This window comes from Kineosporia succinea, from assembly GCF_030811555.1.
GTDB classification, from domain to species: domain Bacteria; phylum Actinomycetota; class Actinomycetes; order Actinomycetales; family Kineosporiaceae; genus Kineosporia; species Kineosporia succinea.
The window spans coordinates 5,428,511-5,446,635 of the sequence record NZ_JAUSQZ010000001.1 but is presented as its reverse complement, the minus strand read 5'-3'; the positions used below and the strand labels follow the sequence as shown (position 1 = coordinate 5,446,635).

Below are 18,125 nucleotides of genomic sequence, written 5' to 3'. Positions count from 1 at the left end.
GGTAAGTCCATGGAGGCCCAGACCGATTGGGAAACACCCGTGTTCGACGAGATCGCCGTCGCTCCCGAGGTGACCATGTACATCGCCCGGCTCGACGACTAGTCCCGTCGCCGGCGGGACCCGGGTTCTCCCGGGCCCCGCCCCGGCAGAGGAGGTGCGGCATGTGGGTGCGGGTGCTCGGCTCGGCGGCGGGTGGCGGTTCACCGCAGTGGAACTGCGGCTGCCCCGTCTGCCACCGCGTGCGGCGAGGCTCCGGCACCCCACGCTCCCAGTCGTCCATCGTGGTCAGCCCCGACCGCGACCGGTGGTTCCTCGTCAACGCCAGCCCCGACGTCCGCCATCAGATCGAAGCCTTCCCCGGCCTCCACCCCCGCGGGAGCCGGGACTCACCGTTGCGCGCCTGCCTGCTCACCGATGCCGAGATCGACCACACCCTGGGACTGCTGCTGCTGCGCGAGGCCTCGGGGGTGCGGCTGTTCGCGACGCCGGCGGTGCACAAGACGCTCACCGACGGGTCCGGTCTGCTGCCCCTGCTGGAGCGGTTCTGCCCGGTCGAGTGGACGCCCGTGGAGCCGGGGGCCGGGTTCCGGCTCGCCGACGGGCTGTGGTGCGAGGCCTTCGACGTGCCCACGACCAAGGCCGACCGGTTCGGCACCGGCACGATCCCCGGGCGGGTGGTCGGATACCGCTTCACCGACGAGAACGACGGCGCCACCGTGGTCTACCTGCCCGGGGCGCAGCGCCTCGGCCCGGCCGTGCGGTCGGAGATCTCCGGCAGTGACCTGCTCCTGCTCGACGGAACCTGCTGGCACGACGACGAACTCATCGACCTGGGCCTGGCCGGCAAGACCTCCCGGGAGATGGGGCACCTTCCGGTGCTCGAAAGTCTCGCCGCGCTCGACGGTCTGGGCGTGCGACGCACGGTCTTCGTGCACATGAACAACACGAACCCGATCCTGCTCGACGACTCCCCCGAATGGCTCATCGTGGAGGAGAACGGTATGGAGGTGGCCATGGACGGTCTCGAGATCCAGGTGGTGGAGCAGTGACAGCGCTGGAGACAACCGCTTTCGTCGAGTCCCTCCGGGCCCACTCGCGGCAGTACCACGACGCACATCCCTTCCACGTGCGGATGAACGCCGGCCTGTGCACGCCCGGGCAGCTGCGGGGCTGGATCGCGAACCGCTTCTACTACCAGGAGAACATTCCCCGCAAGGACGCGGCGATCCTGGCCAACTGCCCGGACGTGGAGGTGCGGCGGCGCTGGATCCGGCGGATCACCGATCACGACGGTGCGGCTCCCGGCGACGGGGGCATCGAGGCCTGGCTGCGCCTCGGCGAGGCGGCGGGCCTGGAACGCGAGGAGATCCTCGACCACCGGCACCTGGTGCCCGGGGCGCGTTTCTCGGTGGACGCGTACGTGAACTTCGCACGCAACCGGCCGTGGACGGAGGCAGTGGCCTCGTCGCTGACCGAGCTGTTCGCGCCCGACCTGATGGCCGAACGCCTGGCGGCGTTCGAGAAGTACTACCAGTGGATCGATCCCGAGGGTCTGGCCTACTTCCGCGCCCGGCTCGAGCAGGCCCCGCGCGACAGTGAACACGCGCTGGAGATCGTGACCACGCACTGCCTGACCGAGGAGTCGCAGGGCGCGGCGATCGGGGCGCTGTCGTTCAAGTGCGACGTGCTGTGGAGCCTGATGGACGCGATCGGGCAGGCCTACCCTTCATGAGCCCCTTCCCGGTAGGGCCACCCGGACGACCGCGACTGGCCCGGCACGTGCGGCTGAGCTACTCGCAGGCCCGGCAGCGCCCGGTGCTGCTGCTGCCGGAGACCGTGGTGGTGCTGAACACCACCGGCGCGGAGATTCTTTCGCGGTGCGACGGCGAGCACACGGTGCGCGACATCGTCTCCGAGCTCGGGGCGGTGTACCGGAGTGTGCCCGCCGACGAGGTTCTCGGGTTCCTGGGTGGTCTCGTGAAGCGTCGATGTGTGGAGCTGGCCGATGAGTGAACAGCCGATGGTGGACGCGCCGTACGGGCTTCTCGCGGAGCTCACCTACCGGTGCCCGCTCGCCTGCTCGTACTGTTCGAACCCGCTCAACATGTCCGGGTACACCGACGAGCTGGGGCTCCAGGAGTGGAAGGCCGTGATGGGGCAGGCCGCCGAGATGGGGGTGCTGCAGGCGCACCTGTCCGGTGGGGAGCCCCTGCTCCGGCGGGATCTCGCCGAGCTGGTCGCCTTCTGTTCCGGGGTGGGTCTTTACACGAACCTGGTGACGAGCGCGGTCGGGTTGTCCCCCTCCCGGGCCGCGGAGCTGCGCGAGGCCGGGCTCGACCACGTGCAGGTCAGCATCCAGGCCGACGATCCCGCACTGTCCGACCGGATCGCGGGCACACCGTCGTTCGAGCGGAAGCTGCGGGCCATGGCCCTGGTGAAGTCGCTCGGGTGGCCGCTGACGGTGAACGTGGTGCTGCACCGTCAGAACATCGACCGCATCGCCTCGGTGATCCGGATGGCCGAGGAGGCCGGCGCCGACCGGGTCGAACTGGCGAACACCCAGTACTACGGCTGGGCCTGGCGGAACCGCGACGCACTGCTGCCCGGCCGGGAGCAGCTCGAGGCCGCCGAGGTGACCGTCCGCGAGGCCCGCACGAGGCTGGCGGGGCGGATGGACGTCCTCTACGTGATCCCCGACTACTACAGCCGCTACCCCAAACCCTGCATGGGGGGCTGGGCCTCGCGGCAGCTGACGGTGGCCCCGAACGGTGATGTGCTGCCCTGCCCGGCCGCACAGTCGTTGCCGTTGCCGCGCGCCAGTGTGCGGGAGCAGTCCCTGGCGGCGATCTGGCACGACTCCCCGGTGATGAACGCGTACCGGGGCACCGACTGGATGCCCTCGCCGTGCCGCGACTGCGACCGGCGTGAGATCGACTTCGGCGGCTGCCGCTGCCAGGCGTTCCAGCTGACCGGCGACGCGTCGCGCACCGACCCGGTCTGTCACCTGTCGCCCGACCACTCGCTCGTGACCGACGCGGTCGACGCGGCCCGGACGGTCACCGATCTGCAGCTCATCCCCCGTCCGCACCGAGCCTGAGGGGTTCCCGTGTCGATCCTGATCTTCGTCCTGGGGGCGGCGCTGCTCGTCTACACGGCCGAGAAGCTCATCGCCTACCTGGTGGGAGCGGCCGGGGCACTGCGGATCTCGGTGTTCCTGCTGGCGATCGTCTTCACCGGGATCGAGTTCGACGACGTGGCGCTCGGGGTGGTGCTGAACGTCGAGGATCTCGGCGGCGTGGCCCTGGGAACGGTCTTCGGCACGGCCATCTCGATGACCGGGATCGTGCTCGCCCTGGCCGCGCTGATCGCCCCGACCCGGGTGGACATCCCGCGTCGCTACATCGTGCTCTTCGCCCTGTCGCCGCTGGCGATGCTGCCCTTCGTGCTCACGCCGCCCCTGACCGCCACGGACGGCGCGGTTCTCATGCTGCTGTTCGTCGCGTTCATCGCCTACGTGGCCCGCAACGAACTGCGCAGCCAGACGCCGGTCTTCCGGAACGCGGAGGTGCTGGAGAAGGTGGGTTCCGGCTCCGGCGCCTCGTCAGCCACCGATGTGCCACCGTTCGAGGTGGACGTGCCCTTCTCGAAGCCCCTGCCCTGGGCCGGGCTCGGCATGGCCCTGCTGGCGCTGGTCGGCCTGATCGCGGCGGCCGCCCTGACCAGCTCCGGCATCGAGGGCATCCTGGACGACTACTCCATCCCGGGAACGGTCTTCGGCGCGACGATCGCCACCCTGGTGCTGGCCCTGGAGGACATCATGCTGACGGTGGAGCCCCACCGCCGTGGCGCGTCCGAGATCGGCATCGGCAACGTCATCGGCAGCGTGGTCTTCGGAGTGACGGCCAAGCTCGGGATCATCCTGCTGACCGGGCACGAGGTCACGGTCGACGACGACGTCCTCGCCTGGCACCTGCCTGCGCTGGTCGTGATGACCGGCTTGGGCGCGTATTTCATCAGCACCGGACGCCTGCGGCGCTGGCACGGCGTGCTGCTGCTCGCGCTGTACGTGGCCTATTGGGTGGTGTGCCTCACGGTGCTCGGGGAGGCTCCGGTGGGCGACGACTGACGTCACTGCCCGGGTGACGCTGGAGAAAGGCTCGTCCCAGACGGACGTCACGCTCGGCGCGCAGCAGAAGCCAAGCACATGTGACGGCTCCGAGCCCGACGAGGATCCCCCGCCACACGCCGGGGTCCAGGACCAGGCCCCCCGAAGCACCGAGGTAGACACTCATGACCAGGTAGGCCTCAGATCGCTGGAGACGGAAACCCTCGGCGTAGATCTGCAGTTCGGTGAGCCGCTCGCGATCGACCTCGGCGTCGAGCCCGGCCCGCAGGGCGACCCGGCGTTCCCGGTGGCGAAGCGGCTTCCCGATCCGGATCAGCCGCCGACGGTGAGCGGCGTGCTGCCGACGCGTCCGGAACAGCACCACCACCAGCGCGACGGCCGCGCCGTAAGCCGCCAGTGCCAGCCACTCCCACCCGGGCATCAGGTGTGCTCACGCAGGAAGGCCGCCCCGACCCGGGCCGCGCGATCCGCCACCACCACGACATACCCGCAGCTCACCGTAAGAGCGGCTGCCGGCAGACCCGTCCAGCGGACGCCCGGGATCAGGTGGGTGCCCCACACCGGCACGACGAGCCCGATGTTCGTCAGCGCGAGGCCCGGCTGAACGTAGAGGGACCAGGCGGCTCGTATCTCCAGGCCCACACCGATCACGATGAGGGCCAACCCGAACCAGCGGCCCGGATCCGCGACGCTCACGATCGCTCGTCGGCGTCGGCGTCGGCGTCGGCGTCGGCGGGATACCGGCGCAGGAAGGCCTCTCCTGCGCGGGCGATGCGGTCGAAGCGCAGCGCGGCGGCGCCGACGACCAGGAGGAAGAGGACCGGGAAGATGAAGTCGCCCGGCCGGTGCGACATCATCAGGCTTCCCCCCTGCAGGAGCACCCCGCCGACCAGGGCCAGCAGCGATATTGGGCGCTTCGCCCTCAGAGCGAGAGCCTGCGTCCGCAGCTCGGGGAGGTCCGCGGCGGCGGGCTCGTCGCGCAGGGCGCGCAGCAGGGCGGTCCGCTGCTGGGTCATCGACGGACTCTCCGCCGAGAGACCCATGGTGCGGCGGCGCTCCGCGTCCCTCATCGAGGTGCGGTAGAGGATCACCGGCACGGGTACGAACACCAGCAACCCGACGGCCCGGACCGCCAGCCCCACGGCATCCCAAATGCCCCATTCACCCATGACCCCACCTCAGCGTCTGATGATCACCCCCGCAACCGCACACCGATCACCGTCAGCCAGGCGTGTCACAGCAGCGAGTCACTGCCGGGTGGAGACCAGGGCGGGTGTTGCTTCTGCTGCCACCGCACGGCCAGGGCTACTTCGCGAAGGCGAGCGTCACGTTCCGGGACGGCGGCACGTGGGACGGCGCCGACGGTTGCCACCGTTTCGGCGGCACCTACACCGCCAGCGCCGGTGGCGGGTTCCGCGCGACCGCATCGACGTTGACATCGTCGACGGGAAGGTGGTCTGGGCCGATATCGGCTGATAAGTCCGGGCGATCCGGCTAGCGTGGTGGCCACCGAGGATGGGGGCCACGATGACCGATGACGACCATGTCGTGCTGTCCGCGCACACCAGCCGGCCCTGGCTGCCCGAACGTCCGCTCGACGCGTCCCCCGTTCCCGGCTCCACCGCCCGGGTGAGCCTGCTGCTGCGCCGCCGGGCACCTCTGCCGCACCAGCTCGTGCAGACCCCGGCCGTGATCTCGAACCGGGAGCTCGCCGAGCGCTTCGGCGCCGACCCGGCCGACATCGCCCTGGTCGAGGGCACACTCGGGCGCCACGGGCTGCGCACGGTGCAGGTCGACCACGAGTCACGGCTGCTCACCGTCGAGGGGCCGCTCAGCGCCCTGGCCGAGGTCTTCGGTTCCCGCATCCGGCTTTACGAGGGGGAGGATCCGTTCCGGCCCGGGCCGGTGCGCTACCGCCGCCACCTCGGCGAGGTCCTGCTGCCGGCCGAGCTCGACGGCATCGTGATGTCGGTGGTGGGCCTGGGCACGCAGCCCGTGGCCCGGCCCGAGTTCCACGTGCCCGACGACGAGCCCCGCATCACCTACTCCGCCGTGGAACTCGGCCGCCTGTACCGGTTCCCGGCCTCCCACGACGGCACCGGGCAGCGCCTGGCCGTCGTCTCGCTCGGCGGCATGTGCCGGCCGGACGACCTCGACGGCTACTTCCGGAGCCTCGGCCTGGCCACGCCCGACATCACCCACGTCAGCGTCGACGGCGCCCCCGTCACCCCGCAGAGCGGTCCGGCCACCCGTTTCGACCTCGAGGTCACCCTCGACCTGCAGATCGCCGGCGCCCTCGCCCCCGGCGCCACGATCCTCAACTACGTCACCCGCAACAACGGCCAGGGCATCCTGCTCGCGCTCAAGGCCGCCGTGCACGCGACACCCAGCCCGACCGTCATCAGCCTGAGCTGGGGCTCACCCGAGATCACCTGGTCGGGTCAGCTCGCCCTGGCCGTGCACGACCTGCTGGAAGACGCTGCGGCCCTGGGCATCACCGTCTGCGCGGCGAGCGGCGACTCCGGCAGCACCAGCGGCATGCCCGACGGCGCACCGCACGTGAACTACCCCGCCTCCGACCCGTACGTACTCGCCTGCGGTGGCACCACCCTGCTCGCCGATCCGGCCACCAATGTGATCCACGCCGAGACAGCCTGGAACACCGGCGCTTTCAGCGCCACCGGGGGCGGCGTCAGCGGGGTCTTCGGGCTGCCCGAGTGGCAGGCGACGGTGGACGTGCCGGTGCGGTCCGACTCCGGCGAACCGGGTCGGGGCGTCCCCGACGTGGCGGCCAACGCCGACAACCGCACCGGCTACCGGGTCCGGCTGGGCGGAACCGAGATCTGCGTCGGCGGCACCAGCGCCGCCACCCCGCTGTGGGCGGCCCTGATCTGCCGGGTCACGCAGTCGCTGGAGCGTCCCCTCGGCCTGCTCCAGCCCCTGATCTACCGGGACCTGCAGGCCGAGGTCGTCACCACCGGCTTCCGTGACGTGGTGGCCGGCGACAACGGCACCTACACCGCCCGTCCGGGCTGGGACCCCAACACCGGCCTCGGCTCCCCGCACGGCGAGGACCTGCTCGAGGTCCTGCACCGGCGGGTCGCCGAGGCCTGATTCCCGGGGCTCAGGACTCCGGGGGCTCAGGACTCCCGGGAATCAGGACTCCCGGGAATCAGGACTCCCGGGAATCAGGACTCCCGGGAATCAGGACTCCCGGGAATCAGGACTCCCGGGAATCAGGACTCCCGGGAATCAGGACTCCCAGGCATCAGGACGCCCGGGGTCAGGGCAGAAAGCGCGCCTTCTCCGCCGCCGCGCGCACCGAGGCCAGCTGCGCATCGCTCAGGCCCACCTCGTCACGCGCGACCGTGTACTCCCCGGAGAGCGTGATCGCCGAGGCCCGGGGATCATCCGTGGCCAGCGCCACCGGCACCCCGGCCGCCAGCAGTTCCCGGATCGGGTGGGAGGCGTAGTCCGCCACCACCGACGTGTGCAGATTGCTCGTCAGCGCCACCTCCAGCGTGATGCCACGCTCCGCCAGATGTTCCATCAGCGAAGGGTCTTCGAAAGACCGCACCCCGTGCCCGATGCGCTCGGCGCCCAGGTGCCGTACCGCGTCCCACACGCTCTGCGGCCCGGCCCCCTCACCCGCGTGCACCGTCACATGGAGCCCGGCATCGCGGGCCCGGGCGAACGCCGGCGCGAAATCGGGTGCGGGCACGCCGGCCTCGTTGCCGGCCAGGTCGACCGCGCAGAACACCTCGCGCCGCGACAGCAGCGTCTGCACCTGGGCCAGGCCCTGCGACGGGCCGAGATCCCGCAGCAGAATGCCGATCAGCCCGACCGGCAGACCGGTGCGAGCCGACTCCGACGCGACGCCGTCGGCGATCGCGTCGATCACCGCCTCGGGGACCAGGCCGGTCTCCTGCTGGATGAACCACGGGCTGAACCGTAGTTCGAGATACGTCAATCCGTCGGCGGCGGCGTCCGACACCACCTCTGCCGCGGCCCGGTTCCAGTCGTCGAGCCGGGGGAAGGCCGACGGGGCGGCGTCGACCTTGCCGAGGAACGGCACCAGCCCGCCGAGCGGACCGGAGGCCACGAGCTCGTCGTGCGGAGAGGCCGCCGAGGCCAGCGGATGGCCGTCCCGTTCGGCCAGTTCGAGGATCGTCGAGACGCGCAGCGAACCCTCGAGGTGACGGTGCAGGTCGATCACGAAGAAGCTCCCAGGGTGAGGCGTGCGGTGAAGTCCTCGGCGATCTGCCGGTCGAGCGCGGTGGGCACCGGTTGCACGCCGGCGTCCAGGCCACCCGTCGCGACCGCGGCCAGCGAGGCGGCCTGCAGGCTCAGCCCGAGATCCATGGCCTCGATCGGATTGCCGCCCCCGGCCACGAGATTGATCATCCGGGTCTCCGCCAGCACGACCGTGCGACGGCCGTCCGGCCGCACGTACTCCCGGTGGTGGAGCGTCTGACGACCGCCTCCCCGGGCCGAGACCGCGCCCAGCAGCGGCAGTGACACCTCGTCGGCGCGGTGTCCCACCCCGGCCAGCACCGCTCCGTCCGCGAGCCGGTCCACCTCGTCCGCACCCAGCACCCCCGGATGCCCGGTGGCCAGGAACACCAGATCGGCGCCCGGCAGCAGATCGCCGAGCGGGCCGACCGCATGCCCCTCGAGAACCGCTTCCAGACGCCGGTAGGGATCGGTCTCGGCGACCGACACCCGCGCTCCCAGCGATCGCAGGGTCCCGGCCACGCCGCGTCCGCACGGCCCGTAGCCCACCACCACCGCGCGGGCGCCGGGGATCATGCGGTTCGTCGCCTGCTGGAAGCCCTGCACCACCGACTGGCCGACGCCGAAACGGTTCTCGACCAGCTGCTTGAGGCGGCTGTCGTTGATCACCACGACCGGGAAGGTGACGGTCGTCCTGGACCTTCGGCCCGGGGAGGTGCCCCCAGCTGTGGTCGCCTCCCGGAGCAGCCGGCCTCCGGTGGTGGTCTCCTCGGTGCCACCCCGGAAGTGCGACGGCACCCCCCGTTCCAGCAACCCCAGCGTCAGGTCGGCGCCGTTGTCGAGCAGCAGGTCGGGCTCGAGGTCGAGCACCTCGCCGACGTGCGGGGCGTCGTCGTCGGGGCCCGACGTGACCTCGACCCCCAGCGCGAGCAGCGCCTCGACCACGTCGGGCCGGGTGGTGCCGGGCGAACCGGTCAGGCGGATCCGCACACCGGCCTCCTGCAGGAGCACCGCGAGTACGGCGGTCTTGGGCTCGATGTGCAGGCACATGCCCAGGCGCAGCCCGCTCAGGGCAGGAGCGACGCGGGCGACGGTGGCGTGCAGCAGCGGCATGTGCGCGGCCGCCCAGCGCAGATCGGGATGGGCGTACCGGGACAGCACGGAATCAGGTAACACGAAAGGACCTCTCGGCAGGAAGAAACCACGACACAGACAGCGAGCGAGCGCTCGGCTACTGGTAGAAGTCCTGCCGGAAGGAGTGGTCACCGAAGACGACAGCGGGGCGCACCGCGCGCAGGGCCGACGTCGAGATCACGCCGGGATACTAACCCACCTTCTGCGGGCGCAGGTGCTCGAGGACGTCCTCGAGCACCTGCGCCCCTCAGCCCTCAGTGACCGGCGACGTACTTCACCGGCTCGGGCAGGCCGTGCTCGGCCCGCACCCGGCGGGAGATGCCCTCGATCGCGATCAGCGCGTCGACGACCTGGTCGGCGGAGACCGGGAACGGCAGGTTGTGGATGGTCTCACCCTCGACCGTGGCGGCCTCGGCTACGGCCCGCAGCTCCTTGCGGTCGTCGGCCGAAAGACCGATCTCCGTCAGCGAGTTCGGCAGGCCGACCTTGGTGGTGAAGACGATGAAGTCCTCGATCTCGGCGGTCGGGGCACCCTCCAGCACCAGCTGGGTGACCGAGCCGATGTTGACCTTCTCGCCGTGCGTGAGCCCGTGCGTCTGCGGGGCGGCGGTGAGGCCGTTGTGGATGGCGTGCGCGGCGGCCAGGCCACCGGACTCGAAGCCCAGGCCGGACAGCAGCGTGTTGGCCTCGACCACGGCCTCGAGCGCCGGGGTGACGACCTTGGCGCGCACCGCGTCGAGCGCGGGAAGGGCGTTCTCCCAGAGGATGTTCCACGACAGCTCGGCCAGGGCGGTGCCGGCCCGGGTGGGGCGGCCGCCGGCCATCGCGGAACCGGTGCCGCGGCGGGTGGCGCGGGCCTCGATCCAGGTGGCGAGCGCGTCGCCGATGCCACCGACGAGGAAGCGGGCGGGGGCGCCGGCGACCAGCTGGGTGTCGATGAGCACGAGGTCGGGGTTGCGCGGGAAGAAGCGGTACTCGATGAATTCGCCCTCCTCGGTGTAGATCACCGAGAGCGCGGAGGTCGGGGCGTCGGACGAGGCGGCGGTGGGGACGCTGGCCCAGCGCACGCCGGCGAGGTGACCGGCGGCCTTGGCGGCGTCGATGGCCGAGCCGCCACCGAGCCCGACGATGACGTCGTGCTTGCCGGTGCGGATCTTCTCGACCAGCGCGTCGACGGCGGCAGGGGTGGCGAAACGGCCGAAACCGACCCGGATCACGGGGAGTTTCGCCGCGGTGAAGCCCTGCGTCAGGGCGGACTCGACGAGGCCCCAGACGATGTCGTCGGCGACCAGGAGGGGCGTGGAACCCAGACCTTCGAGGTGGGTGCCGAGTTCGGCGATCGCGTTCTTGCCCTGCACGTAGCGGGAAGGGCTGGCCAGCACGGAGACCGACATGGGTGTTCCTCTCTGTTGCCCGGACGCAAGCGGTTTCGGGCAGCGTCCGGTTGCGGGCCGGGCGCCGTCCCTCCTCGTCGTGGGCGCTGCTCCCGGCCCAGGTGTGGATCAAGTCCATCCAAGCAGAGGACATTTCGCCAGGGTCACTCGGCCCCTAGGGCACCGGGACGCTGATCACCCGCACGCCGCGTTCGAGGAACGGCTCGACCAGGTCTCCCCGCCCGGTGGTGACCAGCGTCCATCCGGGTGACAGACGCGTCCATGCGTGAAACGGCCGCCGGCCCAGTTTCGCCGCGTGCGCGAGCACGTAGACGTGCTCACTGCGTTGCGCCATCAGCTCTTTCAGCTGGGTCTGGTGCAGATCGGCCTCACAGATGCCGCGTTCGGCGTCGACACTGTCGGCTCCGAGGAAGACCCGGTCGAAGCTCATCCGGGTGAGGGCGATCTCGGTGATCGGGCCGACCATGGCCTGGCTGAGCGGGCGCAGCGTGCCCCCGAGACAGTGCAGGGTGACGCCCTGGGCGCCGGTGAGCTCGCCGATCACGGTCAGGCTGGCCGTGGTGACGGTCACGCCGGTGCGCTCGCGCAGCCGGTGCGCCAGGGCCGCGACGGTGGAGCCGGCATCGAGGGCCACGGACTCGCCGGGCTGGATCTGCTCGGCGGCCCAGGTGGCGATCGCGAGCTTGTCGGCGAAGGCCTCACCGATGCGCTGCTGCAGCGAGGGCTCGGCGTGGCTCTGGGCGGCCATCGCCCCGCCGTAGGTCCGCGCGAGCCGGCCGGAGGCCTCGAGCTGGGCCAGGTCGCGGCGGATCGTGCTGGCCGAGACCTGGAACCGGTCGGCCATCCCGGACACTTCGGTCAGGCCCCGGGTCTCGGCGAGGCGGACGATCTCCTCCCGCCGCCGGCGGGAACTGAGCACCATCGCTGACCTCCACCTGTTGCGTGTTCTGCGCGACTGTACGCAGAAAACCACCTCTCGCGTAAGCCAGGTCACTCAATTCCCGCGCATTCCGCGCGAGGGTCTGGCGCGCAACGCGCATCGGATGTGAAGGTCTCGACACGTCCCATCCCGTCAGAGGAGTCGGTCAACGATGACCCAACCCCCAGCGCCCCTGAGCAGACGTGGTCTGTTCCGGCTCGGCCTGCTGGCCGGTGCCGGCACAGCCCTGGCCAGCTGTGCGACCCCCACCGGCCTGCCCGGCCCGGGCACCCTGAACCTCGCGCTCAACCGCTCACTGGTCAGCCTCGACAACAAGCTGAACCAGTTCGACGCGGCTGTCACCGTGCAGCGGGCCGTCCGCCAGGGCCTGACCCGGCTGACCCCCGACCTGAAGGTCGAACCCGTCCTGGCCGAGAGCATCACCCTCACCGCCCCCACCGAGTGGACCGTGAAGCTGCGCGAGGGCGTCCGCTACTCCGACGGCAGCCCGGTCGCCGTCGACGACGTGGCGGTGGCTCTGGAGTCCTACCGGGACACCGACGGTGGCTTCCTGGCCACGTTCTTCCCGGAGTGGCCGAAGGTGCAGCGCCTCGACGACCGGTCGTTCAAGCTCGTCACCGACGAGCCGCTGCCGATCCTCGACTACCTGATGACCAACATCCTGATCACCCCGGCCGCGGCCAACAGACCCGAGGAGCTGCAGACGGGGGTGGGCACCGGCCCGTACATCGTCACCCGTTCCGACCGGGGCGCGGGCACCTACCGGCTCTCGCGCAACCAGAACTACTGGGGCGGCGCGCCGCTGCTCGACCAGGTCGACGTCCGGTTCCTGCCCGGTGAGTCGAGCCGCGTGGTGTCGCTGCGCAGCGGCGAGATCGACGTCATCGACTCGATCACCCCCGACTCGGTCGAGCAGCTCAAGGGCCTGTCCGGAGTGACGATCGAGACCCGGCCCGGCACCCGGCTGACGCACCTGTTCTACAACTTCCGCAAGCCGAGGACCCACCCGCTGTCGGACGTCCGGGTCCGCGAGGCCCTCAGTTACGCGATCGACGGGCCCTCACTGATCAACGACGTGCTGCAGAACGCGGTCGTGCCGGTGAACGGTGTGGTCCCGCCCGACCTGATGGGCGCGGCCGAGGTCGGCGAGTTCCGCCACGACCCGGACCGGGCCCGTCAGCTGCTGAGGGATCTGGGGGTGAACGACCTGCAGATGACCATCATCTGGGAGTCGGGTGAGTTCGCCGGCGACTCGCAGGTGATGGAGGCCGTCTACGAGATGCTGCGCTCGGTCGGGGTCGGCGTGAAGCTCCAGCAGTTCGAGCCGGGCGGCGACATCTCGGCCTGGCGCCAGGGCAAGGGCGGCGACTGGGACCTGCTGGCCAACGGTTACGCGAGCCCGACCGGCCTGGCCGTGACCATGCTGCAGGGCATGTTCACCGGCACCCCGGAGAAGGAGAAGACCCGGGACACCTACCACGGGTACATCGTTCCCGAGGTCACCTCGCTGATCCGCGAGGCGTCGTCCGAGGTGGACGAGACCGAGCGCGCCGATCTGCTCCGGCAGGCGCAGCAGGCGGTCTGGGACACCTGGCCGGCGATGTGGGCGTTCGCGCCGAAGGCCGTGGTGGCCCGCCGCGACCGCGTCGGCGGAATGACGCTGGGCGCCAACAACTCCTACGACCTGACCACGGTCAAGCTGGCGGCCTGACATGACAGTCATCACCTCGGGCGCGCCGCGGGCGCTCAAGCTGCCCGCCACCGCGACCTACGCCCTCAAGCGGCTCGCCCAGAGCCTGCTCACCGTGTTCCTCACGATCTCCACGGTTTTCGTGCTGATCCGGCTGGCCCCGGGCGACCCGGCCCGGGCCTACGCCGGGCCGTTCGCCACCAACGAGCAGCTCGCCGCCGTGCGCGAGCGGTTCGGCCTCGACCAGTCGCTGCTGTCCCAGTACGGGACGTTCATCACGGGTCTCCTGCACGGGGACCTGGGAACGTCGTTCAGTTACCAGGACTCGGCCCTGAGCGTCGTGCTCGACCGCATGCCCTACACGATCACTCTCGCCACCGCGTCCATCATTCTCACCACCGTGGTCTCGGTACCGCTCGGCGTGTGGATGGCCCGGCACGCCGACTCCCGCCGCGAACTGGGCGCCAACGTGCTCACCGTGGCCGGCCAGTCGATGCCCGAGTTCTGGACCGGGGTCATGCTTCTCACGGTCTTCGCCGTGCTCGTGCCGATCCTGCCCGCGTCCGGATTCACCACCTGGGGCGGCCTGGTGCTTCCGACCGTGACCATCGCGGTGCTGCAGATCGCGCTGATCAGCCGCATGGTGCGCCGCGAGATGATCGCCAACTTCGCCTCGCCCCACCTCACCGTGGCCCGCTCCCGGGGCCTCGGCGAACGGGCCCTCACCTGGCAGTACGCCATGGCCAACGCGGCCGTCCCGGTCGTCACCGCCCTCGGCACCCGGTTCGCGGCCCTGCTCAACGGCGTGGTCGTGGTCGAGGTGGTGTTCGCCTGGCCCGGCGTCGGCTCGCTGGTGGTGCGGGCGCTCGAGACCCGCGACTACCCGCTGATCGTGGCGACCGTGCTCGTCACCTCGGTGCTGGCCGTGCTCGTCCAGCTCCTCATCGATCTTCTCTATCCGCTGCTGGACCCGCGGGTCCGCCTCGGGAAGGCGGCGTCATGAGCGCACCGGCCGTTGAAAGACCCTCCGCCGTGAACGCTTCGGACCTCCGGACATCGACGGTGGCCGGGCGGCACCGGGCCAACCGGTTCAAGACGATCACCGGAGCCGTGTGCACGCTGATCGTGCTCGTGCCCGTCGCCCTGGCCCAGGTGCTGCCGCTGCCCGACCCGGACCGGCAGGACCTCTCGGCCCGCCGTCTGGCTCCCTTCACCGACGGGCACGTCTTCGGCACCGACGCCCTCGGCCGCGACCTGCTCTCGCTGGTGCTGCACGGCGGCCAGGTCTCGGTCGCGATCGGCCTGCTGGCCATCACCGTCTCCGGGATCATCGGCATCGCCGCCGGATCGGCCGCGGGCTTCTTCGGTGGCTGGGTCGACGCGCTGGTCTCACGCTTCCTCGAGGCCCAGATGTCGCTGCCCCTGCTGATGATGCTCCTGCTCGTCGTCGCCCTGTTCGGGCCCTCGCTGCCGGTCATCACCGGGGTGATCGCGTTCGCTCAGTGGCCCGAGGTGGCCCGGCTGACGCGGTCTCTCGTGCTCGTCGAACGCGAGAAGCCCTACGTGGCCGCGGCCCGGGTGCTCGGTCTGCCCCGGCTGCAGATCCTGGCCCGGCACGTGCTGCCCAACGTGATCCGCCCGGCCTCGCTGGTGGTGCTCCTGCTGCTGGCCCAGGCCGTGCTGCTGGAGAGCGCCCTCAGCTACCTCGGGGCCGGCCCGCAACGGCCCTTCGCCACCTGGGGCCGCATCATCTCCGACGGCCAGAACTACATCACCACCTCGTGGTGGCTGGTCACCCTGCCCGGCCTCGTCATCGTGCTCCTCGTGGTCGGCGTGAACCTGCTCGGCGACGGCATCCGGGATCGCGCCCGGCGGCGGAAGGCGGTCCGGCCGTGAACACTCCCCTGCTCGACGTGAAAGAGCTCCAGATCGAACTGATCACGGACGCGGGGGTGGTGCGCGCGGTGGACGGCGTCACCTTCCGGGTCTGCGAGGGTGAGACGGTCACTCTCATCGGCGAGTCCGGCTCGGGCAAGTCCACCACAGCGATGGGCGTCCTCCGGCTCCTCCCGCCCGGCCTGGCGGTGCTGTCGGGCTCGGTGGAGCTCATCGGCCGGGACGTCCTCTCGGACCCGGCCGCGATCGCCGGGCTCCGCGGCCGCTCGGTCTCACTCGTCCCGCAGGACCCGATGACGGCCCTCAACCCCGTGCTCACGATCGGCCGGCAGCTGGTGCAGGCGGTACGGCGCGGGCATCCCTCCCTGAGCCGCGCCGACGCCTCCTCGAAGGCGGCCGACCTGCTCACCCAGGTCCACATCCCCGATCCCGGCGGCCAGCTGAAGAAGTACCCGCACCAGCTCTCCGGCGGCATGCTGCAGCGCATCCTCATCGCGATCGCGCTGGCCGGCGAACCCCGCCTGCTGGTCGCCGACGAGCCCACCAGCGCCCTCGACGTGACCGTGCAGGCCGGTGTGCTCGACCTGCTGCTCGAGCTCCAGGAGCGCACCGGCATCGGCATTCTCATGATCACGCACGACCTCGGCGTGGCCCGCGTGGTCTCCGACCGCATCCACGTGATGAGGGCCGGGCAGTTCACCGAGAGCGGCGAGGTCGAGGACATCGTCGACCGGCCGCAGACGCCGTACACCCAGCAGTTGCTCGCGGCCATCCCCCGCCTGGAGATCCCGACGCAGGACGCGTCGGTCCCCCGGCGCGCGGAGGTCACCAGTCCCGTCACCAGTCCCGTCACCAGTCCGGTCACCAGTCCGGTCACCAGTCCGGTCACCGGGGCCGGCCGCCCGGAAGGAGCCCACCCGTGAGCAGTGTTCTCACCGTCTCGAACCTGGTCGTCGACTACCCGGTCGCCGCCGGGACGTTCCGGGCCGTCGACGACGTCAGCTTCAGCGTCGGCCAGGGCCGCACCCTGGCCCTGGTCGGCGAGTCCGGCTGCGGCAAGTCCACCGTGGCCCGCGCCCTGGTCCGGCTGGTGCGGCCCACCTCCGGCTCGATCGTGCTGGGCGGCGACGACGGCGGCACCGACATCGCCCAGCTGCCCGAGAAACGCCTGCGGCCGCTGCGTTCCCGCATCCAGATGGTGTTCCAGGACCCCTACGGATCGCTCGACCCGCACCTGAGCGCCCAGCAGATCGTGGCCGAACCGCTGCGGCTGCGCGGCCTCTCGAGCGCCGCCGAGCGGAACGCCGAGGCGGCCCGGCTCATCGACCTGGTGGGCCTGCCCTCCACCGCGCTCCGGCGCGGCCCGGCCGAGTTCTCCGGCGGCCAGCGCCAGCGCATCGGCATCGCCCGGGCCCTGGCCAGCCGGCCCGAGCTGCTGGTCTGCGACGAGGCCACCAGCGCGCTCGACGTGTCGGTGCAGGCCCAGGTGCTCAGGCTCCTCGTCGATCTGCAGGAGCAGACCGGCGTCAGCTACCTGTTCATCTCGCACAACCTCGGCGTGGTACGGGAGATCAGTCAGGACGTGATCGTGATGAAGGCCGGGCGCGTGGTCGAGGCCGGCCCCACCCGGCAGGTGCTGTCCCACCCGGCCGAGCCCTACACCCAGGCCCTGCGGGCCGCCGCGCTCGACCCGGCCGCGATCCGGGGACGCAAGCCCCGCAGCGTCCTCCAAGCCCAGAAGGTGGCCTGATGCACACCCCGTTCGAGCTGAGCCGCCTCGCGCTCGGCACCATGACCTTCGGCGACACCGTCGAGGCCGAGACCGCCGGTCGCATGCTCGATCTCGCCCTCGAGGCGGGCGTCACGATGATCGACACCGCCAACGGGTACGCCGGAGGGGCGACCGAGTCCATGCTGGGCTCGTTGCTGCCCTCGCGCCGGGGGTTCGTGCTCGCGACCAAGGCGGGTATCCCGCACCCGGACGCCGAGAGGCTGCCGCCGCTGTCGCCCGAGGCGGTGAGGCTGAGCGTCGAGGGCAGCCTGAAGCGGCTCGGGGTCGAGCGGGTGGACCTGTTCTACCTGCACCAGCCCGACCGTTCGACGCCCCTTCGGGAAACGCTCACCGCGGTGGGTGAATTGGTCACGGAGGGCAAGATCGGGGCGCTCGGCGTCTCGAACTACGCGGCCTGGCACGTCGGGGCGGTGAACGCCGCGGCGGACGAGGTGGGAACGCCGCGGCCGGTGGTCGCGCAGCAGCTCTACAACCTCCTCGCGCGCCGGATCGAGGACGAGTACACCGATTTCGCCTCCGCCTCGGGCATCGCCACCATGGTCTACAACCCGCTCGGCGGCGGCCTGCTCAGCGGCCGGCACACCTTCGGCCAGCGGCCCGCCGAAGGGCGCTTCGGCGACTCCCGGCTCGCGGCGATGTACACCGAGAGGTACTGGAACGCCGAGCTGTTCGAGGCCATCGCCGACCTGGGCGCGGTGGCCGAGCAGGCCGGGCTGGCCCTGCCCGAGCTCGCGCTGCGCTGGCTGCTGAGCCGGGACGTGGTGGACTCGGTCCTGCTCGGCGGGTCGAAGGTCGCTCAGCTGGAGGCCAATCTGGCCGCCGCCGCGAAGGGCCCGCTGCCGGAGGACGTGGTGGTCGCCTGCGAGGCGATCGGCACCCGCCTGCACGGCCCGATGCCCGCCTACGCCCGCTGAACCCGC

The 18,125-nt window shown here is 71.2% G+C and carries 20 protein-coding genes; 13 read left to right on the top strand and 7 right to left on the bottom strand.

The genetic code is table 11. From position 1 onward, the window contains the following. The first annotated feature begins 9 nt into the window (after window positions 1–9). Genes pqqA through J2S57_RS23630 form a run of 6 tightly spaced genes read left to right on the top strand, consistent with a single transcriptional unit; the run spans window position 10 to window position 4,126 of the window. Window positions 10–102 (top strand): pyrroloquinoline quinone precursor peptide PqqA, encoded by a 93-nt coding sequence (pqqA, locus tag J2S57_RS23655; RefSeq protein WP_307246714.1) that lies wholly within the window; start codon window positions 10–12, stop codon window positions 100–102. Between the two features lie 59 nt (window positions 103–161). After that, window positions 162–1,049 carry a pyrroloquinoline quinone biosynthesis protein PqqB gene (gene pqqB, locus J2S57_RS23650; protein WP_307246712.1) on the top strand — a complete coding sequence of 296 codons (888 nt, stop codon included), beginning with the start codon at window positions 162–164 and terminating at the stop codon, window positions 1,047–1,049. After that, window positions 1,046–1,732 (top strand): pyrroloquinoline-quinone synthase PqqC, encoded by a 687-nt coding sequence (gene pqqC, locus J2S57_RS23645; protein ID WP_307246710.1) that lies wholly within the window; start codon window positions 1,046–1,048, stop codon window positions 1,730–1,732. The genes pqqB and pqqC overlap by 4 nt, the downstream gene beginning before the upstream one ends. Continuing rightward, window positions 1,729–2,013: a pyrroloquinoline quinone biosynthesis peptide chaperone PqqD gene (gene pqqD, locus J2S57_RS23640; RefSeq protein ID WP_307246708.1), complete on the top strand. Its 285-nt coding sequence runs from the start codon at window positions 1,729–1,731 to the stop codon at window positions 2,011–2,013. Before pqqC ends, pqqD begins: the two co-directional genes overlap by 4 nt. A gap of 10 nt (window positions 2,014–2,023) precedes the next feature. Continuing rightward, window positions 2,024–3,097, top strand: coding sequence for a pyrroloquinoline quinone biosynthesis protein PqqE (gene pqqE, locus J2S57_RS23635; protein WP_370882699.1), 1,074 nt, complete (start codon window positions 2,024–2,026; stop codon window positions 3,095–3,097). Window positions 3,098–3,106: 9 nt separating this feature from the next. Then, complete coding sequence (locus tag J2S57_RS23630; protein ID WP_307246704.1) at window positions 3,107–4,126, top strand: sodium:calcium antiporter; 1,020 nt, start codon at window positions 3,107–3,109, stop codon at window positions 4,124–4,126. On the opposite strand, the gene J2S57_RS23625 is transcribed toward J2S57_RS23630, so the two are convergent. From J2S57_RS23625 to J2S57_RS23615, 3 genes are read right to left on the bottom strand one after another with little or no spacing between them, the layout of a single operon-like run. Next, the gene (locus J2S57_RS23625; RefSeq protein ID WP_307246703.1) at window positions 4,089–4,547 is read right to left on the bottom strand and encodes a hypothetical protein; all 459 of its coding nucleotides are present in this window, start codon (window positions 4,545–4,547) and stop codon (window positions 4,089–4,091) included. The genes J2S57_RS23630 and J2S57_RS23625 overlap by 38 nt on opposite strands. Then, window positions 4,547–4,822 carry a hypothetical protein gene (locus J2S57_RS23620; protein ID WP_307246701.1) on the bottom strand — a complete coding sequence of 92 codons (276 nt, stop codon included), beginning with the start codon at window positions 4,820–4,822 and terminating at the stop codon, window positions 4,547–4,549. Before J2S57_RS23620 ends, J2S57_RS23625 begins: the two co-directional genes overlap by 1 nt. Further along, window positions 4,819–5,295 (bottom strand): hypothetical protein, encoded by a 477-nt coding sequence (locus J2S57_RS23615; RefSeq protein WP_307246699.1) that lies wholly within the window; start codon window positions 5,293–5,295, stop codon window positions 4,819–4,821. The genes J2S57_RS23620 and J2S57_RS23615 overlap by 4 nt, the downstream gene beginning before the upstream one ends. 358 nt (window positions 5,296–5,653) lie before the next feature. On the opposite strand from J2S57_RS23615, the gene J2S57_RS23610 reads away from it, so the two are divergent. Then, the gene (locus tag J2S57_RS23610; protein ID WP_307246697.1) at window positions 5,654–7,240 is read left to right on the top strand and encodes a S53 family peptidase; all 1,587 of its coding nucleotides are present in this window, start codon (window positions 5,654–5,656) and stop codon (window positions 7,238–7,240) included. Between the two features lie 169 nt (window positions 7,241–7,409). Here J2S57_RS23610 and add read toward each other — a convergent pair whose 3' ends face one another. The 4 genes from add to J2S57_RS23590 form a co-directional block, all read right to left on the bottom strand. Continuing rightward, window positions 7,410–8,342, bottom strand: a complete 933-nt coding sequence (add, locus tag J2S57_RS23605; protein ID WP_307246695.1) for an adenosine deaminase — start codon at window positions 8,340–8,342, stop codon at window positions 7,410–7,412. Then, entirely contained in the window at window positions 8,339–9,535 is a 1,197-nt protein-coding gene (locus J2S57_RS23600) for an adenosylhomocysteinase (protein WP_307246693.1), read from the bottom strand. Before J2S57_RS23600 ends, add begins: the two co-directional genes overlap by 4 nt. Window positions 9,536–9,747: 212 nt before the next feature. Continuing rightward, complete coding sequence (locus tag J2S57_RS23595; RefSeq protein WP_307246691.1) at window positions 9,748–10,887, bottom strand: glycerol dehydrogenase; 1,140 nt, start codon at window positions 10,885–10,887, stop codon at window positions 9,748–9,750. A 154-nt stretch (window positions 10,888–11,041) separates the two neighbouring features. Next, window positions 11,042–11,809: a DeoR/GlpR family DNA-binding transcription regulator gene (locus J2S57_RS23590; protein ID WP_307246689.1), complete on the bottom strand. Its 768-nt coding sequence runs from the start codon at window positions 11,807–11,809 to the stop codon at window positions 11,042–11,044. Between the two features lie 169 nt (window positions 11,810–11,978). Here J2S57_RS23590 and J2S57_RS23585 point away from each other — a divergent pair, with 169 nt between their 5' ends. From J2S57_RS23585 to J2S57_RS23560, 6 genes are read left to right on the top strand one after another with little or no spacing between them, the layout of a single operon-like run. Next, on the top strand, window positions 11,979–13,538 hold the full coding sequence (locus tag J2S57_RS23585) for an ABC transporter substrate-binding protein (protein ID WP_307246687.1): 1,560 nt from the start codon (window positions 11,979–11,981) through the stop codon (window positions 13,536–13,538). Window position 13,539: 1 nt separating this feature from the next. Next, window positions 13,540–14,520, top strand: a complete 981-nt coding sequence (locus J2S57_RS23580) for an ABC transporter permease (protein ID WP_307246685.1) — start codon at window positions 13,540–13,542, stop codon at window positions 14,518–14,520. Beyond that, window positions 14,517–15,413, top strand: coding sequence for an ABC transporter permease (locus tag J2S57_RS23575; protein ID WP_370882502.1), 897 nt, complete (start codon window positions 14,517–14,519; stop codon window positions 15,411–15,413). Before J2S57_RS23580 ends, J2S57_RS23575 begins: the two co-directional genes overlap by 4 nt. Further along, window positions 15,410–16,336 carry an ABC transporter ATP-binding protein gene (locus tag J2S57_RS23570; protein WP_307246680.1) on the top strand — a complete coding sequence of 309 codons (927 nt, stop codon included), beginning with the start codon at window positions 15,410–15,412 and terminating at the stop codon, window positions 16,334–16,336. The genes J2S57_RS23575 and J2S57_RS23570 overlap by 4 nt, the downstream gene beginning before the upstream one ends. Beyond that, window positions 16,333–17,163, top strand: coding sequence for an ATP-binding cassette domain-containing protein (locus J2S57_RS23565; RefSeq protein WP_307246678.1), 831 nt, complete (start codon window positions 16,333–16,335; stop codon window positions 17,161–17,163). Before J2S57_RS23570 ends, J2S57_RS23565 begins: the two co-directional genes overlap by 4 nt. Beyond that, window positions 17,163–18,119 carry an aldo/keto reductase gene (locus tag J2S57_RS23560; protein ID WP_307246676.1) on the top strand — a complete coding sequence of 319 codons (957 nt, stop codon included), beginning with the start codon at window positions 17,163–17,165 and terminating at the stop codon, window positions 18,117–18,119. Before J2S57_RS23565 ends, J2S57_RS23560 begins: the two co-directional genes overlap by 1 nt. Window positions 18,120–18,125: the final 6 nt, after the last annotated feature.